Source organism: Kitasatospora sp. NPDC053308 (assembly GCF_055585785.1).
This window is the reverse complement of record NZ_JBVJJY010000022.1, coordinates 56,145-71,906: the sequence shown is the minus strand read 5'-3', so window position 1 is coordinate 71,906 and position 15,762 is coordinate 56,145. Positions and strand designations below refer to the sequence as shown.

Below are 15,762 nucleotides of genomic sequence, written 5' to 3'. Positions count from 1 at the left end.
CGGACGGGGTGATGGGTGCGGCCGGACGGCCGGTGGCGCCACCAGAGCGCCCCGCCCACCTGGCAAGTTCAGGGTGGGCGGGGCGCGGCTGGGGACGGGACCGGTGGTCCAGTTCAGGAGGTTCGGCGGCGGGTCAGCAGCTGAGCGCGAGGTCCTGGGCCGCGGGCTCGGCGACGTCGATGCAGTTGGCCGCCTTGGCGAGGAGGGCGTGCTGGACGGGTCCGGGCTCGGCGGTCAGCGCGTCGTTCAGGTAGATCGCGGCCTGGTGGAGCTCCTCGGCGTAGTCGAAGTACGGGGAGACGGGGATGCGGTCGAGGTAGGCGGCCGCGTCCTCGACGAGCTCGGTGAAGCGCTCGGGGGTGAAGCCTTCCTGGGGCACGTTCAGGGGGCCGTCGTCGCCGCCGGCGAGGTAGGCGATGTCCTCGGAGTAGCGGCGGATGAGGGTGTCGAAGGTGACGTCCACGGCTGGTTTCCTCTCGGCTGCGGGTTCGGCCGGTCGGCCGGCCCCGCCCCCGGAAGCACTCCGCCCGCCCCGGCCTGGGTGGCGGGGGCGGGCGGAGTGCGGCCGGGGGCGAGACTGGTCGGCCGGTCAGGCGTGATCGCGGCGGTGCGCGGCGAGCCAGGCACCGGCGGCGGAGAGTGCCTCGCCGCCGTCCAGGGCGGCCAGGGGCGCGGTGTCGATGTCGTGCATGATCTCGGACGGGTCCAGGACGCGCAGGTAGGCGACCGGGACGCTGGGGATCGTCTCCCGGGTGCGCAGGTCCAGCACGGAGGAGCGGGCGGTGAGGTAATCGGCGGGGTGGTCGACCACGCGGCAGGCCCGGGTGTGGTCGGGGTGGCCGGCGAGGTAGCGGTCGGCGTCCCGGTACAGCACGTACGTGCCGACAGGCAGCGCCGGGCCCAGGTCGCTGGGGGCGGGGTTGGTCAGGTCGATGCGCAGCGGCTCGAACATGGGGCTTTCTCCTTCTGCTCGGTGTCGGCCGGTCGGCCGGCCCCGTCCCCGGGCACGCCGTCCCCGCCCGGCCGGATGGCGGGGCGGGCGGCGTGCGGGCCGGGAGCGGGGCAGGTCGGCCGGTCAGGAGTCCTCGGTGGCGGCCTGGAGCCGGGCTTCGTGCTCGTCGTCGGCGGCGACGAGGAGTTGCTGGACGGCGGGGTCCTGGCGCCAGGTGCACCAGTCGGGTTCGCCGTCCGGGTCGGGGGCCGGCGGTTCGGCGCCGGCAGGCAGGTAGACGCTGGGCAGGTCGTCGTCTTCCCACAGCGGGGCGGGGCGGCGGTTCAGGAACCGCATGAGGCGACGGGCGGCGTTCACGGGTGGGTCCTCCGGTCGGGTGTCGGTCAGCCGTTGTTGTTGGTGATGGAGCCGCGCCACCCGGCGGACTGCTTGCCGATGGTGGTGTGGTGGGTGCGGTGGACCAGGGCCAGGACGGTGCCGGTCGCGCTGGAGCCGTCGCCGCCGGCGCTCGCGGACGCCCCGGTGCCGGCACCGGCGGCGACGGAGCGGAGCTTGCCGAGCAGGGCGGCCACCCCGATCACCACGGTGGCCACGGCGATCGACGCCCACTTCAGGACCGTGCCGAGCTGGTCGGCGTGCGGGGCGACCTCTCCGACCGCCGCGCCGACCATCCACATCAGCCCGCCCGCCGCCAGCGCCGCAGCCGAGCCGTACAGCACGCACTGGCGCACCGCCAGCGGCAGACCGGGGTCGGCAGCCGGCTGCGCCGGGGCGGACGGGGCCGGGGCGGGCTGCGCCTGCGCGGCGGCGGTGGCGAGGGGGTTGTGGACGGGGACGGCGATGACCTTGCCGTCGACCAGGGCGGGGATGAGGGCCGGGGTGGTGGGGGTGGGGTGGAGCGGGACGGCGACGACCTGGCCATCGAGGGTGGCCGGGACGAAGCCCTCCTGGAGGAGGTAGGCGTTGAGGTCGACCGCCGTGTCGGCGGCGGGGACGGCGGGGGTCTCGTAGACGCTGCTCACGGCAGCCTCCAATCCGTGCGGGAAGCGGGCGGGGAATGGGTTGTGCGGGGCGCCGCGGCGCCTTCTGGGGCCGCCGGGCCCGCCCTGCGGTGGGGCGGGTCCGGCGGCCCCCGGAGAGGCCGGGAGACGGGTTGTGAGGCCTGGTCAGTCCTCGGTGCAGTGGCGGCACTGGAGCGTGGTGACGGCACCGTTGTAGAAGCGGCGGCGCAGGGCGGGCGGCCAGACGTCGAGGCGGGTGTCGGTAACGGCGAGGACGGTCTCGATGCCGGTCTTGCGGCCGACAGTGACGAGGAACTGGAGCAGCCCGGCCGCCTCGGTGTCCCCCAGCAAGGGCTCGGCGCCGTCGATGACGACCTGGATGCGGGGCTCGTCCGCGGTGGGCTCGTAGTCGTGCTCGTGATCGCGGGCGTGGGCGAGGCGGCGGCCGGCGATGGCGGCGGCCTCGGTGAGCAGCTGCACGGCCTGGTCGGCGTCGGCGGCGCGGTCCAGGCCGGTGAGGCGGCCGGGGCAGGCCGGCTCGATACCCCAGGCGGCGACGGCGGGGCCGGAGGCGAGCTTCTCGGCGGCGATCAGCTGCTCGATAGTGAGGGTCTTGCCGGAGCCGTTGGGGCCGACGATCAGGTGGGTGACGGGCATGGGTGCCTTCTTCCTGGTGGGTGCGGACGGTTGTGCCCGCCGCCCAGGGGGTGCGGGGCGGCGGGCACGGGTTGCGGCGCAGGGTTGGTCAGGCGGCGGCCATGGCGGCGGGGGAGGCCCAGGCGCCGTGGCCGAGGTCGGCGACCTCGTTCTTCTCGGCGGCCCGCTTGAGGGTGGAGGAGACGGTGGACAGCGGCATGTTCAGCCGGGCGGCGATGATGCCGGTGGTGGCCTGCCCCTCCGTCTCGAGGAAGGCGAGGATCGCCTTCTTCTTGTCGCCGCGGGCCGGGGTGCTGCCCGCGGTGGCGGTGGTGGTGAGCTGCTGCTCGAAGCCCGGCCCGGCCTGGGTGGGCAGCTTGCCGAAGGAGACCTTCGCCGGGGCGACGGTGCCGCCGACCTTCTTCTGCGGCTTGGCCTTCGAGGCCGGGGCGGCCTGGGTGGTGGTCTCGGCGTCGTCGGTGACGCCGGGCACCGCCGGGAGCTCGCCGCGGCGGCGGGCCGCCAGGCGGTCGCGCCACTCGGTGTAGGCGGGGCCGATGTGCTCGGCGGCCTCCTCGGAGACGACGGCGGGGGTGCCGCGCTTGGCCCAGCGGGTGGCGATGCCGGCCCGCTCCGGCGCCCAGCCCCGGAACATCGCGGCGCGCTCTTCGACGCCCTTGAGGTAGCCCATGCCGGAGGTCGGAACGCCGGGCTCGTCCGGCCAGGTGGCGGGGATGTCGTTCGGGTCGGCGGGCAGGTTGATGACGTACCCGGCGGAGCGCTCCGTGGTGCGGAAGGCGATGTTGTTGCCCGCCGTGAGCGGCTGGCGCAGCTTCGGCGTGCCGAGGGAGTCGAGGGTGGGCAGGTGGGTGACCAGGCGCAGCTTGATGCCGACCTTGCGGCCGAGGATCGCGATGCGCACGGCGTAGTCGAGGGCTTCGGGGTAGTTGCCCCAGACGTCCTGCCACTCGTCGATCGTCACCGAGATGAGCGGCTCGGCGGGGGTGGGGGACCAGTCGGTGTCGCCGTACATCAGGTCGCCGTCCTCGTCCTCCCACACGGTGAGCGCGGAGGCCTTGGAGCGGCGGGTGAGCTCGGCGTCGGCGGCGATCAGCATGCCCATGCACTCGTCCACGCCGGGGGCGAAGTAGGACAGGTAGTCCTGCCAGAACCCGAAGGACTTGCCTTCCTGCGGGTCGCCGCCCCAGGAGGTGACGAGGCCGGAGTGCCGCTCGATGGCGAACAGCGAGCGCAGCAGGGCGGACTTGCCGGAACCGGTCGCACCCGAGATGTGGGTGTGCACGGCGCCCCAGCCGGGCCGCCACATCTGGTACTGCGCCGGTCCGCCGTCGATGTGCAGGCCCAGGCGGGCGATCCCGGTCTCCACGTCCAGCGCCTCCGGCCCCGGGAAGACCGGGACCCGCTTGAGCGGGTTCTTGTCGTAGACCAGCAGCTTCGCCTTGTCCGCAGCGCCGCCGGGGACGCCGTCGACGGCGATGGAGGAGATCGGCAGCCCGTAGGCGGAAGCGATCATCGTGGTCGCGGCGATCGCCGATGCGGTGGTCTGCCGGCCGCCGTCCAGCTCGATCAGCGCCTCCCACGCCCCGTCGCCGGTGTCGACCGGATCCACCAGGCGGGAGCCGGGCAGGGCGCCGCGGCCGGCGCCGACTTTCTCCTCCCAGCGGGCGATCCGCTCCTCCTGGCCGAGCGGCTCGGCGGCGGCGCGGATGCGGCGGCGCCACCACCACGGGATCGCCGTGGCGGGGGTGAGGGCCAGCCACCACAGCCCGGTCATCGGCGCCTCGAACGGGCCGGTGCCGGTGACGGGCATCGCGGTCAGCAGCGCGCCGGCCGCGACCGCCGCGGCCGAGGTCCGCACCAGTTCGGCGCGGCGCATCGGCCGGTTCGGCGGGGTCGGCAGCACCCGGTGCCGGTTCAGGAAGCGGGCCGTGCGGCCGGTGTAGGGCTGCTTGGCACGCCAGGCGCGGGTGGCCAGGACGGCGGCCGGCAGGGCGGCGTCGACGGCGAGCGCGCCGACGATGCCGTGCTGGGCGGCCGTGAGGGCCTGGCCGTAGCCGGCCAGGGCGAGGGAGGCGGCGATGGGCGGGAGGTGGCGGCGGTTGCGGTGCAGCCGGCGCCAGGCGCCGCGCGCGACGCGGCTTCTGAGCGTGCCGCCTTCGGCGGCGTGGGCCCCGGCCGGGGCGGGCTTCTTCATCACGGCGGTCGTGGGTCCTTCCGGGTGTCAGCGGGCGAGCAGGACGAACAGCAGGGCGATGACCGGCCCGAACATGCCGAGCGGGTAGATCAGGTCCATGGGGTCGCGGCGCATCGTGCGCCCCCCCTTTCCGTGGTCGACGGGCGTTCGGGCACCGGGTGCGGCACCTCGGCCGGGCACCGAACCGCCCGCCCCGCGGCAGGTCGCGGGGCGGGCGGGCGGTGCCTGACCGGGAGGTCACATGCGGTTGTTGTAGGCCTCGCGCTTGGCGGCCGGCACCGGGGCGGAGGCGACCGCCCGGTCGAAGCCGCCGTGCCGGCGCTCGATCGCGAGCCCGGCGGCGCGGGCCATGCCGTTGAGTTCGATCGCGGAGTTCGCGGCGGCCGCGACCGCCTGTGCCTGGCCGACCAAGGCGCCGCCGACCTGCTGGAAGTCGTTCAGCGTCAGCGGGTCGAAGCCGAGCTCGGTGATGGCGTGGTAGTTGCGCTCCGCCTCGACGACCTTGGCGTTCAGGCGCTCGAAGCGGTCGCGGGCGGCGGCCTCCTCGGCGGCCGTGGCGGACGCCAGCTGCACCAGGTTCTCCTGGATCTGGCTGTAGGTGATCTCTGCCATGCAGGTCCTCGCAGTTCTTCTCGGGTGCTGACCGGTGGTCAGTCGCCGTAGGTGGTGGTCTCGGCCATGTCGACGTCGGAGGCGTTGCGGGCCTCCTGGATGCCGCCGTGGCGGCCCCACACGTTCGCCGACGCCTGGGTCGCGTTGCGCTCGGCGAGGTCGGAGGCGCGCAGGTCCTCCTCACGGGCGCCCTTCAGCTCGGTGAGCTTCTCGACGATCGCGGCGAGCTCGCCGAGCGTCGCCTTGTCGTACTTGGCGGTCGCGGCGGCGTTGTAGGCGTGCTCGGCCTTGGCCCGCAGCTCGGTCAGGCGGGTGACGGCGGCCGTCGCGTCGTCCTTCTCCATCCGCGCCCAGCGGGAGAGCTGGGCGAGGTACTGCATCAGGGAGTCGACGCCGGTCACCTCGGTGACCCGCGTCGCGGCGGTGGGCAGGTTGCTCATGCTGCTCCTCGGGGTGCTGGCGGCCCCGCCGGCGGCGGGGGCCGTGGGTGAGCTGCCGTCGTCCTTGACGACCCGCAGCGGCGGGTACTTCCGCGGTTCGGCCTCGGACGGCGGCGCCCCCACCGGCGCGGTGTCGGTGGGGGCGGTCCTGGGGGGAGGCACCGGACGCGATCCGGTGCCTCCGTCGGCGCCGGCGGTCGGCGGGCTCTCCGGCACCGGGGGCGTCGGGGGCGGCGGCGGGTCGGTGGTGACGTGGACGTGGACGGTGGCGTCCGCCTTCGCGGCCGTCTCCGCCGCTTCCTTCGCCTCGGCGGTCTTCTCGGCGGCCGGGGCCTTCGGGCCGCCGGTGTTCACCTCGTCCTCGACGATCTCGGCGTCGATGATCCCCTCATCAGCCGCCTCCGGCCCGCCCACCCCGGCCGCCTTGCCGGCCTCGGCCTTCGCGCGGGCGGCCTCCCGCTCGGCCTTGACGGCCTTCACCTTCGCCCGGCGCTCGGAGACCGCCGCCTTGGTCTCCGGCCACGCCTTGCGCCAGCCCTCGATCGCGCCGGAAGTGAAGGTGTAGACGCGGGCCACCGAGTTGATCGCGCCTTCGGCGACCTTTCGGCCGGTGTCCGTGCGGTCGATCGGCTTCGGCGGCTTCGGGGTCTTGGTGTGCTTAGCCGCGCTCTCGCGCCCGGCCGTGACCCCGCCGCCCAGCGCGTACGCGAGCGCCATCGCGATCAGCAGCTCCATCGCGGTGTCCCCTTCCTCTACTGCATGCCGAAGGCGGAGGCGACCAGGTGGCCGATGAACCGGGCGACCGCCGTGATCGCGGTGGCGGCGCCCTCGCCGACCTTGCCGGGGATCGCGGTGATGAAGAACGGCATGCAGGCGGCGAGGGCGAGGGTGCGCGGGGTGCACTTGTCGTCCCGGATGTCGATCAGCAGGATCACCGCCGCGCCGAGCGAGATCAGCCAGCCCAGCCCGACGCCGACCCAGTCGGTCATCAGGTGCGCCGCCGTGTCGTTGGCCCACGTGGTGCAGGTGGAGATGAGGTGACCCAGGCCGGTGCCGGCCAGGCCGACCCCGCCGGCGGTGAACATCGCGATGTGCAGGCGGGGCATCTCCAGCTTCGACAGCGCCCCGTTGATCGCCCCGGACACGCCGCCGCCGCTGCGGCCGCCGGTGCGGTGGCGCCGGCCCGTGCCAGCGGTGACGGTCTGCCCGCCGCTGGCGAGCACCTGCATCGCCACCGACAAGGCCATGCTCGCGACGCCGACTCCGGCGCCGACAACGGCTTCGATGACAGCCATGATCGTCCCCTCCCAAGGGGGTGTAGTGGATCACCAAACAGGGGTCGCGGGCCGCCTCGTGACGGCCCGGAAGATCGGGTGCGCCGCACCTTGCGGTTACGCACCGTGGGCGGGTACTCTCGCGCGCGCCCGCGCGCCCGCCTACGCGTTGGGGGCGGGCAGATACGCGTACTTGCGAATGCGCGATGCGAAATTCGCGATCAGGATCGGCGTCCCGTCACTTGCTGTGACGCTTGGCCAGGTTCGTCGACAGGTTCTGCAGGGCGGTGGCGATCTGCATCCACTCGCCGTCCCGGGCGGCCTCCGGCAGGCGGCCGATCACCGACCGCAGGATGTTCCACTCGGCCGCCGCGAGGGTCGACGGGCCGCCCGACGCCGCCTCGCTGCGAAGCTGCGCCGCGTGGGCGCCGACCCTGCGGGCCCGCTGTTCGCTGCGCTTCTCGGTCCTCTTGCGCCGCCAGGCCGGCGGCTGCGCGGTGCTGCTCACCGCTGCCTCCCTCTCGTGGGGTCCCTTCTGGATTCGCCGGCCGGACGGCCGTGACCGCCCCCGCACCCACCCGCATCGGGTGGTCGGGGACGGCTACGAACAGCCGGACGCGAGTGGTGTTGTGACGTGCCGTTTTGCCGCGCGGCGGGCCGCTCAGGTGGTTGGATGGAGGCCCGGACGGGGGCGGTAGCAACGCCCCCGTCCGGTCCTGTGTCCGCTCACTCCTGGGTGCCGGCCTCGCCGCGCCGCTCGGCGAGGATCTGCCGGGCCCGCTTGCGCCGTTCGCTCGCCGTGGTCTGCGAGACCCCGAGCTCGCGCTCGATGTAGGAGAGCGTCACCACGCCCTCGCCCTCGGCCTCGATCCAGTCGGCGACCTTGCGCGCCTCGCGCTCCGCCGGAGTCAGCCGCGCCTTCGCCTCCGCTTCGGCAGCGGCCTCCCGCGCTTCGGCGGCCCGAAGCTCCGCCTGCGCGGCCTCCTCGGCGGCCTTCGCCGCCGCCAGACGCTCCTGCTCCGCCAGGCGCTCGGCCTCGGCCTTCGCGGTGGCGCCGGCGGCCTGCGCTTCGGCGGCCTTCCGGGCGGCTTCGGCGGCCCGAAGGTCCGCTTCGCCAGCCCGGAGCTTGGCTTCGGCCTTGGCCCGATCGGCCGCCGCCGCGGCCGCCTCGGCCTCCTTGCGCTCCTTCTCCGCCCGGGCCTTGTCCGCCTCGGCGCGGGCCGCCGCGGCGGCGGCCTTCGCCTCCGCTTCGGCGGCCCGGACCCGCTCCTGCTCCTGCTCGTCCCAGCGGGCGATGCGCTGCTCCCGCTCCCAGCTGAGCTGGGCTTCTTCCGCCTCGCGGCGGGTACGGGCGAGAGCGGCCTCGGCGTCGGCGGCCACCTTCAGCGCGTCCGCGTCGGCCTGCGCGGCGAGCCGCTTGGCCTCCGCCTCGGCCTCCGCTTCGCGCAGCCGAAGCGCCGCTTCGGCCTTGCGAAGGACCTCCGAAGCGGCCGATTCGGCCTCCGCCTTGGCGATCTCCAGCGCCGCCTTCGCGGCCAGCTCGTCCGCCTGGGCCTTGGCCTTCGCGGCGTTGATCTGGGCCTCGGCTTCGACCCGGCGAAGCTCGGCTTCGGCTCGGCGAAGCTCCTCCGCCGTTTCCGCTTCGGCCTTCCGAAGCTCGGCTTCGGCTTCGCGAAGGCGCTCGGCGGCCTCCTCGGCGGCCGGCTTCTCCAGCGCCTCCTCGACCGTGAGCCCGTACGGCGCCAGCGTCAGCGGCAGCAGCTCGTTGGCCCGGGCCTTCTTCTTCCAGCCGCGCTTGCCGTACTTCTGCTTCAGCCGCTGCCGGTACACCTGGCGGGCCTGGAGCAGCTCCAGGGCTTCGGCGTAGGAGGTGATCTCCCACAGCTTCATCTGCCGGGAGATCGCCGCCGTCGCGAACGGGGCCAGGATCCAGCGGGAGAACCTGATCCCGTCCATCCGCGTCCGGCCGTTCACCGCGCCGATGTGCGCGGCGTAGATGTGCGCGGCAACCTCGGAGAACACGACCCAGAGGAAGACGAGCGCGGCGTGGCCGAGCTGGCTGGGCAGCGTCGCGGCGGCCTGCCAGTTCAGGTAGACGGTGGCGGCCGCGCCCAGGCGCGGCACCCACTTCACCCAGGCCAGCTCACTGTCGGCCTTGATGAGCACCAGGTTGATGATGGAGAACGCCAGGATGCTCAGGTCGAGGCCGACCGGGAGCATCCACGGGTCCTCCCACGCCCAGCCGCCCTTGGCCACCGGCAGGGCGGCCTTGCGCTCCAGCGCCTTGTAGGAGGCCATCAGGCCGATGGTGGACACTCCGGCGGCGAGCAGGCCGCCGATACCGGCGAGCGTCCAGTCGCCCTTCCCGAAGTCCAGGCCCTTCTTCTTTCCGGCCTCCGGCGCCGCCCCGGTCGCCGCCGGGGCGGGGTTGCGGTCCTGGACCGGCAGGCCCAGCGTGTTCAGCGGCCGACTGCTGCCGTTCACCGCGGCCGGCGGGGCCAGCGGCGGCGGGCTCTCGTACGTCGTGCTCATGCGGATCCGTCCTCTCGGGGAAGCGTCCGGCGTCAGGCCGGCTGGCCCACGCGCGGGGCGCGGTAGTCGATGTAGTGGGCGCCGAGCCGCTCCAGCAGGTCGGGCAGGCTGGCCACCGGGTACAGGTCCCGGCGGTGGCTGTCGAGCAGGCAGATCCGCTCCGACTCCGGGAAGGAGTGGGACCGGCTGGTGCGGAGCTTGGTGCGGCCGGGGTGGTAGTGCAGCCACCGGCCGTCGCCGAGGTAGTGGACGGCGCCGCCGTCCGGGAAGCCGGTCCAGCGCTCGGCCAGCGCCAGGCCGAGCACGTTCTCCTGGTCGAGGTGCTGCTCGGCGAAGTCGGCGGCCCGGCAGACGGCCTCGTCGCGCACACCGGCGTCGACGTACCGCAGGACGGCGGCCCGGTCGCCGTCGACCGGCGGCTGTGGCGGCGTCCAGCCAGCGGCCTGCGCAGCGACGATGGCGCCAACCTCCTCCAGCTCGTACTCGATGCTGGCCAGACGGCGCCGGGTCGCGGTCCAGGTGCTGGTGCGGATCAGACGGAACACGGGGTCCTCCTCGTGATCGTGGGGCAGTGCGTCGGGCACCGTCGAACACCGCCGCGCCCGCCCCCGGTTCCCGCTGGGGTGGGCGCGGTGGCGGACGACAGCAACCGACGGTCAGACCGACGGGGCCATGAGGGCGAGGCGCTGGAGCGCGGCGACGGTCTCCGGGTGGGCGGCCTCGTGCAGAACGTGCCGCTGCTCCAGGAGCGCACCACCAGTGGCCGGCGTTTCGAGGACCGGGTCGGCCCAGCGCGCGATATCGCGGGCGTCGAGCTCGTCCAGCCAGGCGACGTACTCGGCCTGGTCGGCCTCCTCGTAGTCGCGGTTCATCTGCTCCAGCCCGGCCTGCCAGGCGTCGTACTCCTCGGTCGTCATCACGGGCGGTCCCCTCTTGTGTCGTGGCTGATGCTCTTGCCTCCGGCCGGTCTGGATCAGGTGGTGCGGGCGCGGTTGCGGGCGGCGCGGCGCTTCAGCGCCCGCCGCTCGCCCTCGCTCATCCCGCCCCACACCCCGTGGTCCTGGCCGGTCTTCAAGGCCCAGGTGAGGCACTGCTCCATGACGGGGCAGCGGCGGCACACGGCCTTGGCCTCCTCGGCTTGCAGCAGAGCCAGCCCGGTCTCGCCGATCGGGAAGAACAGCTCGGGGTCCTCTTCGCGGCACACCGCGCGGTGTCGCCAGTCCATGTCTGTCTCCTTCTGTGTCGTGGTGCGGTCAGCTGATCTGGGCGGTGTGGGCGCGTGGCCGCTGCACCTGCCGGGCCGGGGGCGTGGCCAGGCAGGTGCAGCGGACGCCTGGGGGCGGGTTGGTCAGCCGGCCGCGCGGACGCGGCAGGAGATCTGCTTGCCGATCGGCGAGGGCTGGACGGTCCAGCCGGGGGCGAGGACGTCGAGCAGGGTCAGGCCGCGGCCGGACTCCGCCTCACCGCTGTCCGCCGGGGTGCCGGTGCGACGCGGGATGGCGTCGGTGAGCGGGTCGTGGACGGTGACGACCGCGTCCGTCACCCGGGAGCGGTAGACCTCCACGACCAGCGGAACGTGGGGGCCGCCAGCCCGGACCGCGTTGCCGATCAGCTCGGACAGGACCAGCTGCGCGGCCTCGGCGGTCTCCAGGTCGACGCCGTGGGCGACCAGGACGGTCAGGGCCAGGGCCCGAACGGTGTGCACGGTGTCCTGGTCGGCCGTCAGGTGGGCGGTGATCCCACCGGAGCGGGGGACCAGGTACAGGCCGGGGCGCGGGGCGGGAAGGATCGGCTCCAGCGCGGTCAGGTCAGGCGCGGTGCCGGTACCGAAGACCGTGGGCGAGGTCATCGCTTACCGCCCTTCGGCTTACCGGGCTTGGCCACCGGCGTGCCGCCGGCGAAGCTGCGGCCGGCCATCACCGGCCCCCGCCCCGGACGCGACGCAGGGCCTCGTCCATGTCCGGGTCACTGTCCCCCGGGGCGAGGTTGAGGGCGGGGCGTGCAATCATGGTGTTCAGCAAGGTCGTTGCCTCCAGTTCAGGCGACGGCTCGAAGGCCTCGGGGCGCAATCCCGGGGCCTTCGGCTATTTCAGGGGCGGCTCCTGCCGTCCCCCCGCCGTCCCCGCACCGGCAAGCCGGGGCGGAGGCGACGGGCAGCGTCGCAGGAGAAGACACGCCGCTGGTCAGGCGGCAGAGCGCAGCGCGGTCAGGTACGCGAAGGCGGGGCGCTGCGGGCGGGGGACCGGCCGGTAGTCGGTGTCGTCGATGGCGTTGGTGACGAGCTCGGCGATGTCGGCCGGGTCGGCGGCGGTACCGAGCCGGCCCGCGGGGGTGGGCGCCGACTGGTCGCGCAGGCGGTTCACCAGGAGGCAGGCGTTCCTGTCCAGGAATTCCAGGACCTCGGTGAAGGAGAGGCTGCGGGTCGCGGTGAGCTCCGCCGCGTGCAGCCACAGCTCTCCGCACAGGTCGTCGACGGTGTCGCTGCCGGTGCCCAGGCCCGTGTCATCCAGGAGGTCCTGCACCCGGTCATGCAGGCCAGTCGAGTACCAGGCGTAGGCGTCGGCGAGCAGCTGGTTGAGGGTGCTGGGCATCTCGGTCTCCTCAGAACGGGTGACGCTGCTGGTGGCGTGTTCGGGCATGCGAAACGGCGACCCGGGATTCCGAGCCGCCGCAGGCTGGTGGGGTGCTGTTCGGTTCTGGAACCGGGCCGGGCCCGGCGTGGCGCTGGTCAGGCGGAAAGCTGCTGCTGGCGCTTCCGGATGGGGTTCTCGGCCAGCACGTCCTCCGCGCTGCGCACCTCGCCAATCGGGCGGGCTCCGACCGGCACCGCCGCGCCCTGGACCGGCTCGACGAGACGGCCAGTGATGTGCTGGGCCCGGCGGCGCTTCGCGAGCAGGAAGTCCACCTGCGCCTCCGGCCACTCGGCGGCCCGCTGCTTGGCCTGCTCCTTCGCCTGGCGGCGCTCGGCGAGCTGCTGCTCCTCCTGGGCCCGGGCCTGGGCGGCGCGGCGCTCCGGCTCCTGGCGCAGCAGCTCGAGGTAGGTGGCGGCCAGGCGCTCGCCGTCGGGGCAGTGCACGACGCGGAGCTTGCCGTCCGTCTTGCTGGTGGTGCATGCCGCGCACCGGGTGCGGTGCGTCTCGTAGGTGCGGCGCGCGGTGTCGGCGGTGGGCGCGGCCGGGGTGAGCTGGTGGAGCGCCGGCGGCTTCGGGGTCGGCACCTTGCGCAGGACCTTGGTGGGCCGGCGGGCGGCGGCGTCGACGCTGGCCTCGACCCGCTGCTCCTGCCACCGAACCAGCGTCACGTCGATGGTGACCAGCCGGTTGGAGTTGCTGCAGCGGCGGGCACCAGGGGTGCCGGCCTTCGTGGTGTGGTGCGGGGAGAGCTTCCAGCGCTTGGTGCCCTTGTCCAGGGTCAGCGGGCACCAGGTGTCGCAGGCCGGGCAGGCCAGGACCTCGGCGCGGTGGGTGAGCTGGACCATAGCGGGCGGGAGCTGCGACACGAGGATCGGCGGCTTGCTGGAGACGTTCGTCGTGCGGGTCCGGCGCTTGCGCTCCCGGGCCGTGGGGATCGCGGTCGAGGTGGTCATCAGGTACTCCTCGTCTGTGCGGAGGGAGGTGAGGGCCGCATTGCGGTGCTCTCTCCGCTCCCCAGGCCGCGCGGAAATCCCGGTGCCCTGGGGAACGGACAGCGCATCAGCGCTGCTGTGCGGCAGTCGCATGGGTTTGGTGGAGCTACCCGGCACCCGAACTGTGGGCGGCGACTACCTGCGGTTCTGTACTGCGCAGCAAACTTCACCAACTTCACTGGTGAAGTTCGTCACGGAATGAAGGTACGCAGCGACCCTCAGTCGAGTCAAGGGCTTCACTGTGAAGTACCCGTTGCATCACTGGTGAACTGCCAAAAGTGAGCTAACCTAGCGCCATGACCACACCGCCCGACCCGCGCCCGGCATCCCAACGGATCGCCGACGACCTGCGGGCTGCCATCGACTCGGGCGACATCGCCCCCGGCGAGAAGTTGCCGACAACCAAGCAGCTCGTCGCGCGCTACAGCGTCACGGCGGAGACGGTGCGGCAGGCTGTCCTGCGCTTGAAGTCGGCTGGCGTCGTCACGAGCCGCCAGGGCGGCGGCGTTTATGCACGTGAACGACTGCCACTGAAGCGCCTCGGCATCCAGCGCTACGACAAGGCCAAGTGGCGCGATCGCGGCGAGGTGGCCTTCATCGCCGATCGGGTTGCCAGTGGCCGCGAGTACAACCGGAACGACCAGACACAGGTAGTTTCCCGCCTGCCAGCATCCCGGGCCGTCGCGGCAGGACTCGGCGTTCCTGAAGGGACCGAGGTAGTCAGTCGGGCCCGCCTGGTCAAGGAGGCCGGAGTCCCTACGCACACGCTGACCAGCTACTACAAGGTGCAGCATGTCGAGGGCACGCGGCTGGAGGACCCCACTCCGGGTCCGGCGGGCAAGGGCGGCGGTTTCGGAGTCTTTCTCGAACTGGGCCTGGAACCGCACCAGATGACCGAGGAGCTCTACGCACGGATGCCGACGCCGGCCGAATCTGCGGAGCTCGAACTGCCCGCAGGGGAGCCCGTCATGGTGCTCCACCGAACGACTTACACCGCGGACGGCACTGTGATCGAGTACGCGGTCGGCGTGCACTCGGCCAGCCGCTTCTCGTGGGAGTACAACTTCCTCATCCCAGACTCTGCGTCAGGAGACTCGCATGCCCAGTGAAGGCCGTCCGCGTGCCATCGACACGGCACACATCGCAACGCCTGCCGACGTGCCGCCAGCCGCACTCGTCTCGATGGCTCACCGCCGAGACACTCACCTCGCGCGTGCGCTCGGTCGCCGACAGGACCTCGGTTCCACGACCTCAGCAGACCCCCTCTCGGCTCTGGCGCTTGGGGTCGCGATCACTCAGAAGGTCCTGCAAGAACAGCGCCTGCTCGTCCAGGCCGCGGTGGAGCAGGGATGTTCCTGGGAAGAGATCGCCTCCGCTTTGGACGTGCCTGCGACCACAGTCCGGGATGCGTTCACCGGCCCGGCAGACAAGCAGACCAAGTGATGATGGATACGCGGACGGACATCTCCCAGGACGCCTGGGACGATGCACAGTTGCTGTGGGACTACCACCAGCTTCACCACACGATCCGACCGTGCTCGGTGATCATCGGTCTGGGCAGCCACGACCTTGGCGTGGCCACACACTCCGCACAGCTCTACATCGAGAAGATGGCACCGCTCATCGTCTTTAGCGGAGCCAACAGTCCCACCACCCTGAAGCGCTTCCCTCGCGGGGAGGCGATCCACTACGCCGAGCACGCAGTATCGCTCGGTGTTCCCCGCACAGCGATCCTCCTGGAGACGCACGCGACCAACACCGCCGAGAACTTCCAGTTCTCGCGCGAGGTTCTGCAAGCTGCTGGCGCATCAGTCAGCTCTCTCCTGCTCGTCTCGAAGCCATACGAGCAGCGCCGGAGTCTCGCCACCGTAATGAAGATGTGGCCAGAGGTAGATGTGGTGTGCGCTTCCGAACCGGTGACGCTGAGCGAATACGTGGACAGGATCGGAAACACCAAAACTGTCGTGGACATGCTGGTTGGAACTCTGCAGCGTCTGATCGAGTACCCGAAGAAGGGGTTCATCATCGACCAGGAGGTCCCCGTCGAGGCCGTCGATGCCTACGAAAGGCTTCGGGACAGAGGGTTCGACAGCAGGGTGATCCGTCCGGCCCTTTGATGCGATGGCGGCACGCGCCCGAGGCAACTGATGGCACCTCGGGGCGCGCCGCGCCAAGCACGAAGCTCAGGGCGTGGCCAGCACGGGAAGCGATATCGTGCTACGCAGCGTGCATGATCGTGACCCATATCTGAAAGCGGAAACCCCCGACAGCTGGCCGGCCTCGGGGGTTCGCGGCCCGAGGAACTCGGGCCTGCGTCGACAGTCCCCAAATCCTGGAAGGAGGGAGTCGACGACGTGAAGAAGACTACCCACCTACCGGGATGGACAAGCAGCACCCCGCCGAGAGGTCAGCGACGTAAGCCGCTGGCTTGTCGACGGGGCTTCTGTGATGTCCCGGCCCGCCGCGCTGCGCGCA

The 15,762-nt window shown here is 72.7% G+C and carries 21 protein-coding genes; 3 read left to right on the top strand and 18 right to left on the bottom strand.

Annotation, left to right across the window (positions count from 1 at the left end; translation table 11 throughout):
* Nucleotides 1–133: 133 nt before the first annotated feature.
* The 18 genes from ACZ6Y7_RS32745 to ACZ6Y7_RS32660 all read right to left on the bottom strand — a co-directional run bounded on the left by ACZ6Y7_RS32745 (nucleotide 134) and on the right by ACZ6Y7_RS32660 (nucleotide 13,248).
* Entirely contained in the window at nucleotides 134–463 is a 330-nt protein-coding gene (locus ACZ6Y7_RS32745; RefSeq protein ID WP_465761569.1) for a hypothetical protein, read from the bottom strand.
* Between the two features lie 126 nt (nucleotides 464–589).
* A complete protein-coding gene (locus ACZ6Y7_RS32740; RefSeq protein WP_465761568.1) occupies nucleotides 590–952 on the bottom strand; it encodes a hypothetical protein in 363 nt (120 codons plus the stop codon).
* A gap of 123 nt (nucleotides 953–1,075) precedes the next feature.
* Entirely contained in the window at nucleotides 1,076–1,309 is a 234-nt protein-coding gene (locus ACZ6Y7_RS32735) for a hypothetical protein (protein ID WP_465761567.1), read from the bottom strand.
* Between the two features lie 26 nt (nucleotides 1,310–1,335).
* A complete protein-coding gene (locus tag ACZ6Y7_RS32730) occupies nucleotides 1,336–1,974 on the bottom strand; it encodes a hypothetical protein (RefSeq protein ID WP_465761566.1) in 639 nt (212 codons plus the stop codon).
* Nucleotides 1,975–2,118: 144 nt separating this feature from the next.
* On the bottom strand, nucleotides 2,119–2,610 hold the full coding sequence (locus ACZ6Y7_RS32725; RefSeq protein WP_465761565.1) for an ATP-binding protein: 492 nt from the start codon (nucleotides 2,608–2,610) through the stop codon (nucleotides 2,119–2,121).
* 88 nt (nucleotides 2,611–2,698) lie between these two features.
* Nucleotides 2,699–4,807 carry a hypothetical protein gene (locus tag ACZ6Y7_RS32720; protein WP_465761564.1) on the bottom strand — a complete coding sequence of 703 codons (2,109 nt, stop codon included), beginning with the start codon at nucleotides 4,805–4,807 and terminating at the stop codon, nucleotides 2,699–2,701.
* 24 nt (nucleotides 4,808–4,831) lie between these two features.
* A complete protein-coding gene (locus ACZ6Y7_RS32715) occupies nucleotides 4,832–4,984 on the bottom strand; it encodes a hypothetical protein (protein ID WP_465761563.1) in 153 nt (50 codons plus the stop codon).
* A 57-nt stretch (nucleotides 4,985–5,041) separates the two neighbouring features.
* Entirely contained in the window at nucleotides 5,042–5,416 is a 375-nt protein-coding gene (locus ACZ6Y7_RS32710; RefSeq protein ID WP_402490347.1) for a hypothetical protein, read from the bottom strand.
* Between the two features lie 38 nt (nucleotides 5,417–5,454).
* Nucleotides 5,455–6,591, bottom strand: coding sequence for a hypothetical protein (locus ACZ6Y7_RS32705; RefSeq protein ID WP_465761562.1), 1,137 nt, complete (start codon nucleotides 6,589–6,591; stop codon nucleotides 5,455–5,457).
* Between the two features lie 17 nt (nucleotides 6,592–6,608).
* Nucleotides 6,609–7,151, bottom strand: coding sequence for a hypothetical protein (locus ACZ6Y7_RS32700; protein WP_465761561.1), 543 nt, complete (start codon nucleotides 7,149–7,151; stop codon nucleotides 6,609–6,611).
* A gap of 217 nt (nucleotides 7,152–7,368) precedes the next feature.
* Nucleotides 7,369–7,638: a hypothetical protein gene (locus tag ACZ6Y7_RS32695; protein WP_465761560.1), complete on the bottom strand. Its 270-nt coding sequence runs from the start codon at nucleotides 7,636–7,638 to the stop codon at nucleotides 7,369–7,371.
* A 218-nt stretch (nucleotides 7,639–7,856) separates the two neighbouring features.
* Nucleotides 7,857–9,662 carry a DUF2637 domain-containing protein gene (locus tag ACZ6Y7_RS32690; RefSeq protein WP_465761559.1) on the bottom strand — a complete coding sequence of 602 codons (1,806 nt, stop codon included), beginning with the start codon at nucleotides 9,660–9,662 and terminating at the stop codon, nucleotides 7,857–7,859.
* 32 nt (nucleotides 9,663–9,694) lie between these two features.
* Entirely contained in the window at nucleotides 9,695–10,207 is a 513-nt protein-coding gene (locus tag ACZ6Y7_RS32685; protein WP_465761558.1) for a hypothetical protein, read from the bottom strand.
* A 111-nt stretch (nucleotides 10,208–10,318) separates the two neighbouring features.
* A complete protein-coding gene (locus tag ACZ6Y7_RS32680) occupies nucleotides 10,319–10,579 on the bottom strand; it encodes a hypothetical protein (RefSeq protein WP_465761557.1) in 261 nt (86 codons plus the stop codon).
* Nucleotides 10,580–10,635: 56 nt separating this feature from the next.
* Complete coding sequence (locus tag ACZ6Y7_RS32675; protein WP_465761556.1) at nucleotides 10,636–10,887, bottom strand: WhiB family transcriptional regulator; 252 nt, start codon at nucleotides 10,885–10,887, stop codon at nucleotides 10,636–10,638.
* Between the two features lie 123 nt (nucleotides 10,888–11,010).
* A complete protein-coding gene (locus tag ACZ6Y7_RS32670) occupies nucleotides 11,011–11,511 on the bottom strand; it encodes an ATP-binding protein (protein WP_465761555.1) in 501 nt (166 codons plus the stop codon).
* Between the two features lie 334 nt (nucleotides 11,512–11,845).
* On the bottom strand, nucleotides 11,846–12,253 hold the full coding sequence (locus ACZ6Y7_RS32665) for a hypothetical protein (protein WP_465761554.1): 408 nt from the start codon (nucleotides 12,251–12,253) through the stop codon (nucleotides 11,846–11,848).
* 137 nt (nucleotides 12,254–12,390) lie between these two features.
* Nucleotides 12,391–13,248 (bottom strand): hypothetical protein, encoded by an 858-nt coding sequence (locus tag ACZ6Y7_RS32660; RefSeq protein WP_465761553.1) that lies wholly within the window; start codon nucleotides 13,246–13,248, stop codon nucleotides 12,391–12,393.
* 335 nt (nucleotides 13,249–13,583) lie between these two features.
* Here ACZ6Y7_RS32660 and ACZ6Y7_RS32655 point away from each other — a divergent pair, with 335 nt between their 5' ends.
* The 3 genes from ACZ6Y7_RS32655 to ACZ6Y7_RS32645 are packed head-to-tail and all read left to right on the top strand — an operon-like array spanning nucleotide 13,584 to nucleotide 15,404.
* Nucleotides 13,584–14,396 carry a GntR family transcriptional regulator gene (locus ACZ6Y7_RS32655; RefSeq protein WP_465761552.1) on the top strand — a complete coding sequence of 271 codons (813 nt, stop codon included), beginning with the start codon at nucleotides 13,584–13,586 and terminating at the stop codon, nucleotides 14,394–14,396.
* The gene (locus ACZ6Y7_RS32650) at nucleotides 14,386–14,730 is read left to right on the top strand and encodes a hypothetical protein (protein WP_465761551.1); all 345 of its coding nucleotides are present in this window, start codon (nucleotides 14,386–14,388) and stop codon (nucleotides 14,728–14,730) included. The genes ACZ6Y7_RS32655 and ACZ6Y7_RS32650 overlap by 11 nt, the downstream gene beginning before the upstream one ends.
* A complete protein-coding gene (locus ACZ6Y7_RS32645) occupies nucleotides 14,730–15,404 on the top strand; it encodes a YdcF family protein (protein WP_465761621.1) in 675 nt (224 codons plus the stop codon). The genes ACZ6Y7_RS32650 and ACZ6Y7_RS32645 overlap by 1 nt, the downstream gene beginning before the upstream one ends.
* Nucleotides 15,405–15,762: the final 358 nt, after the last annotated feature.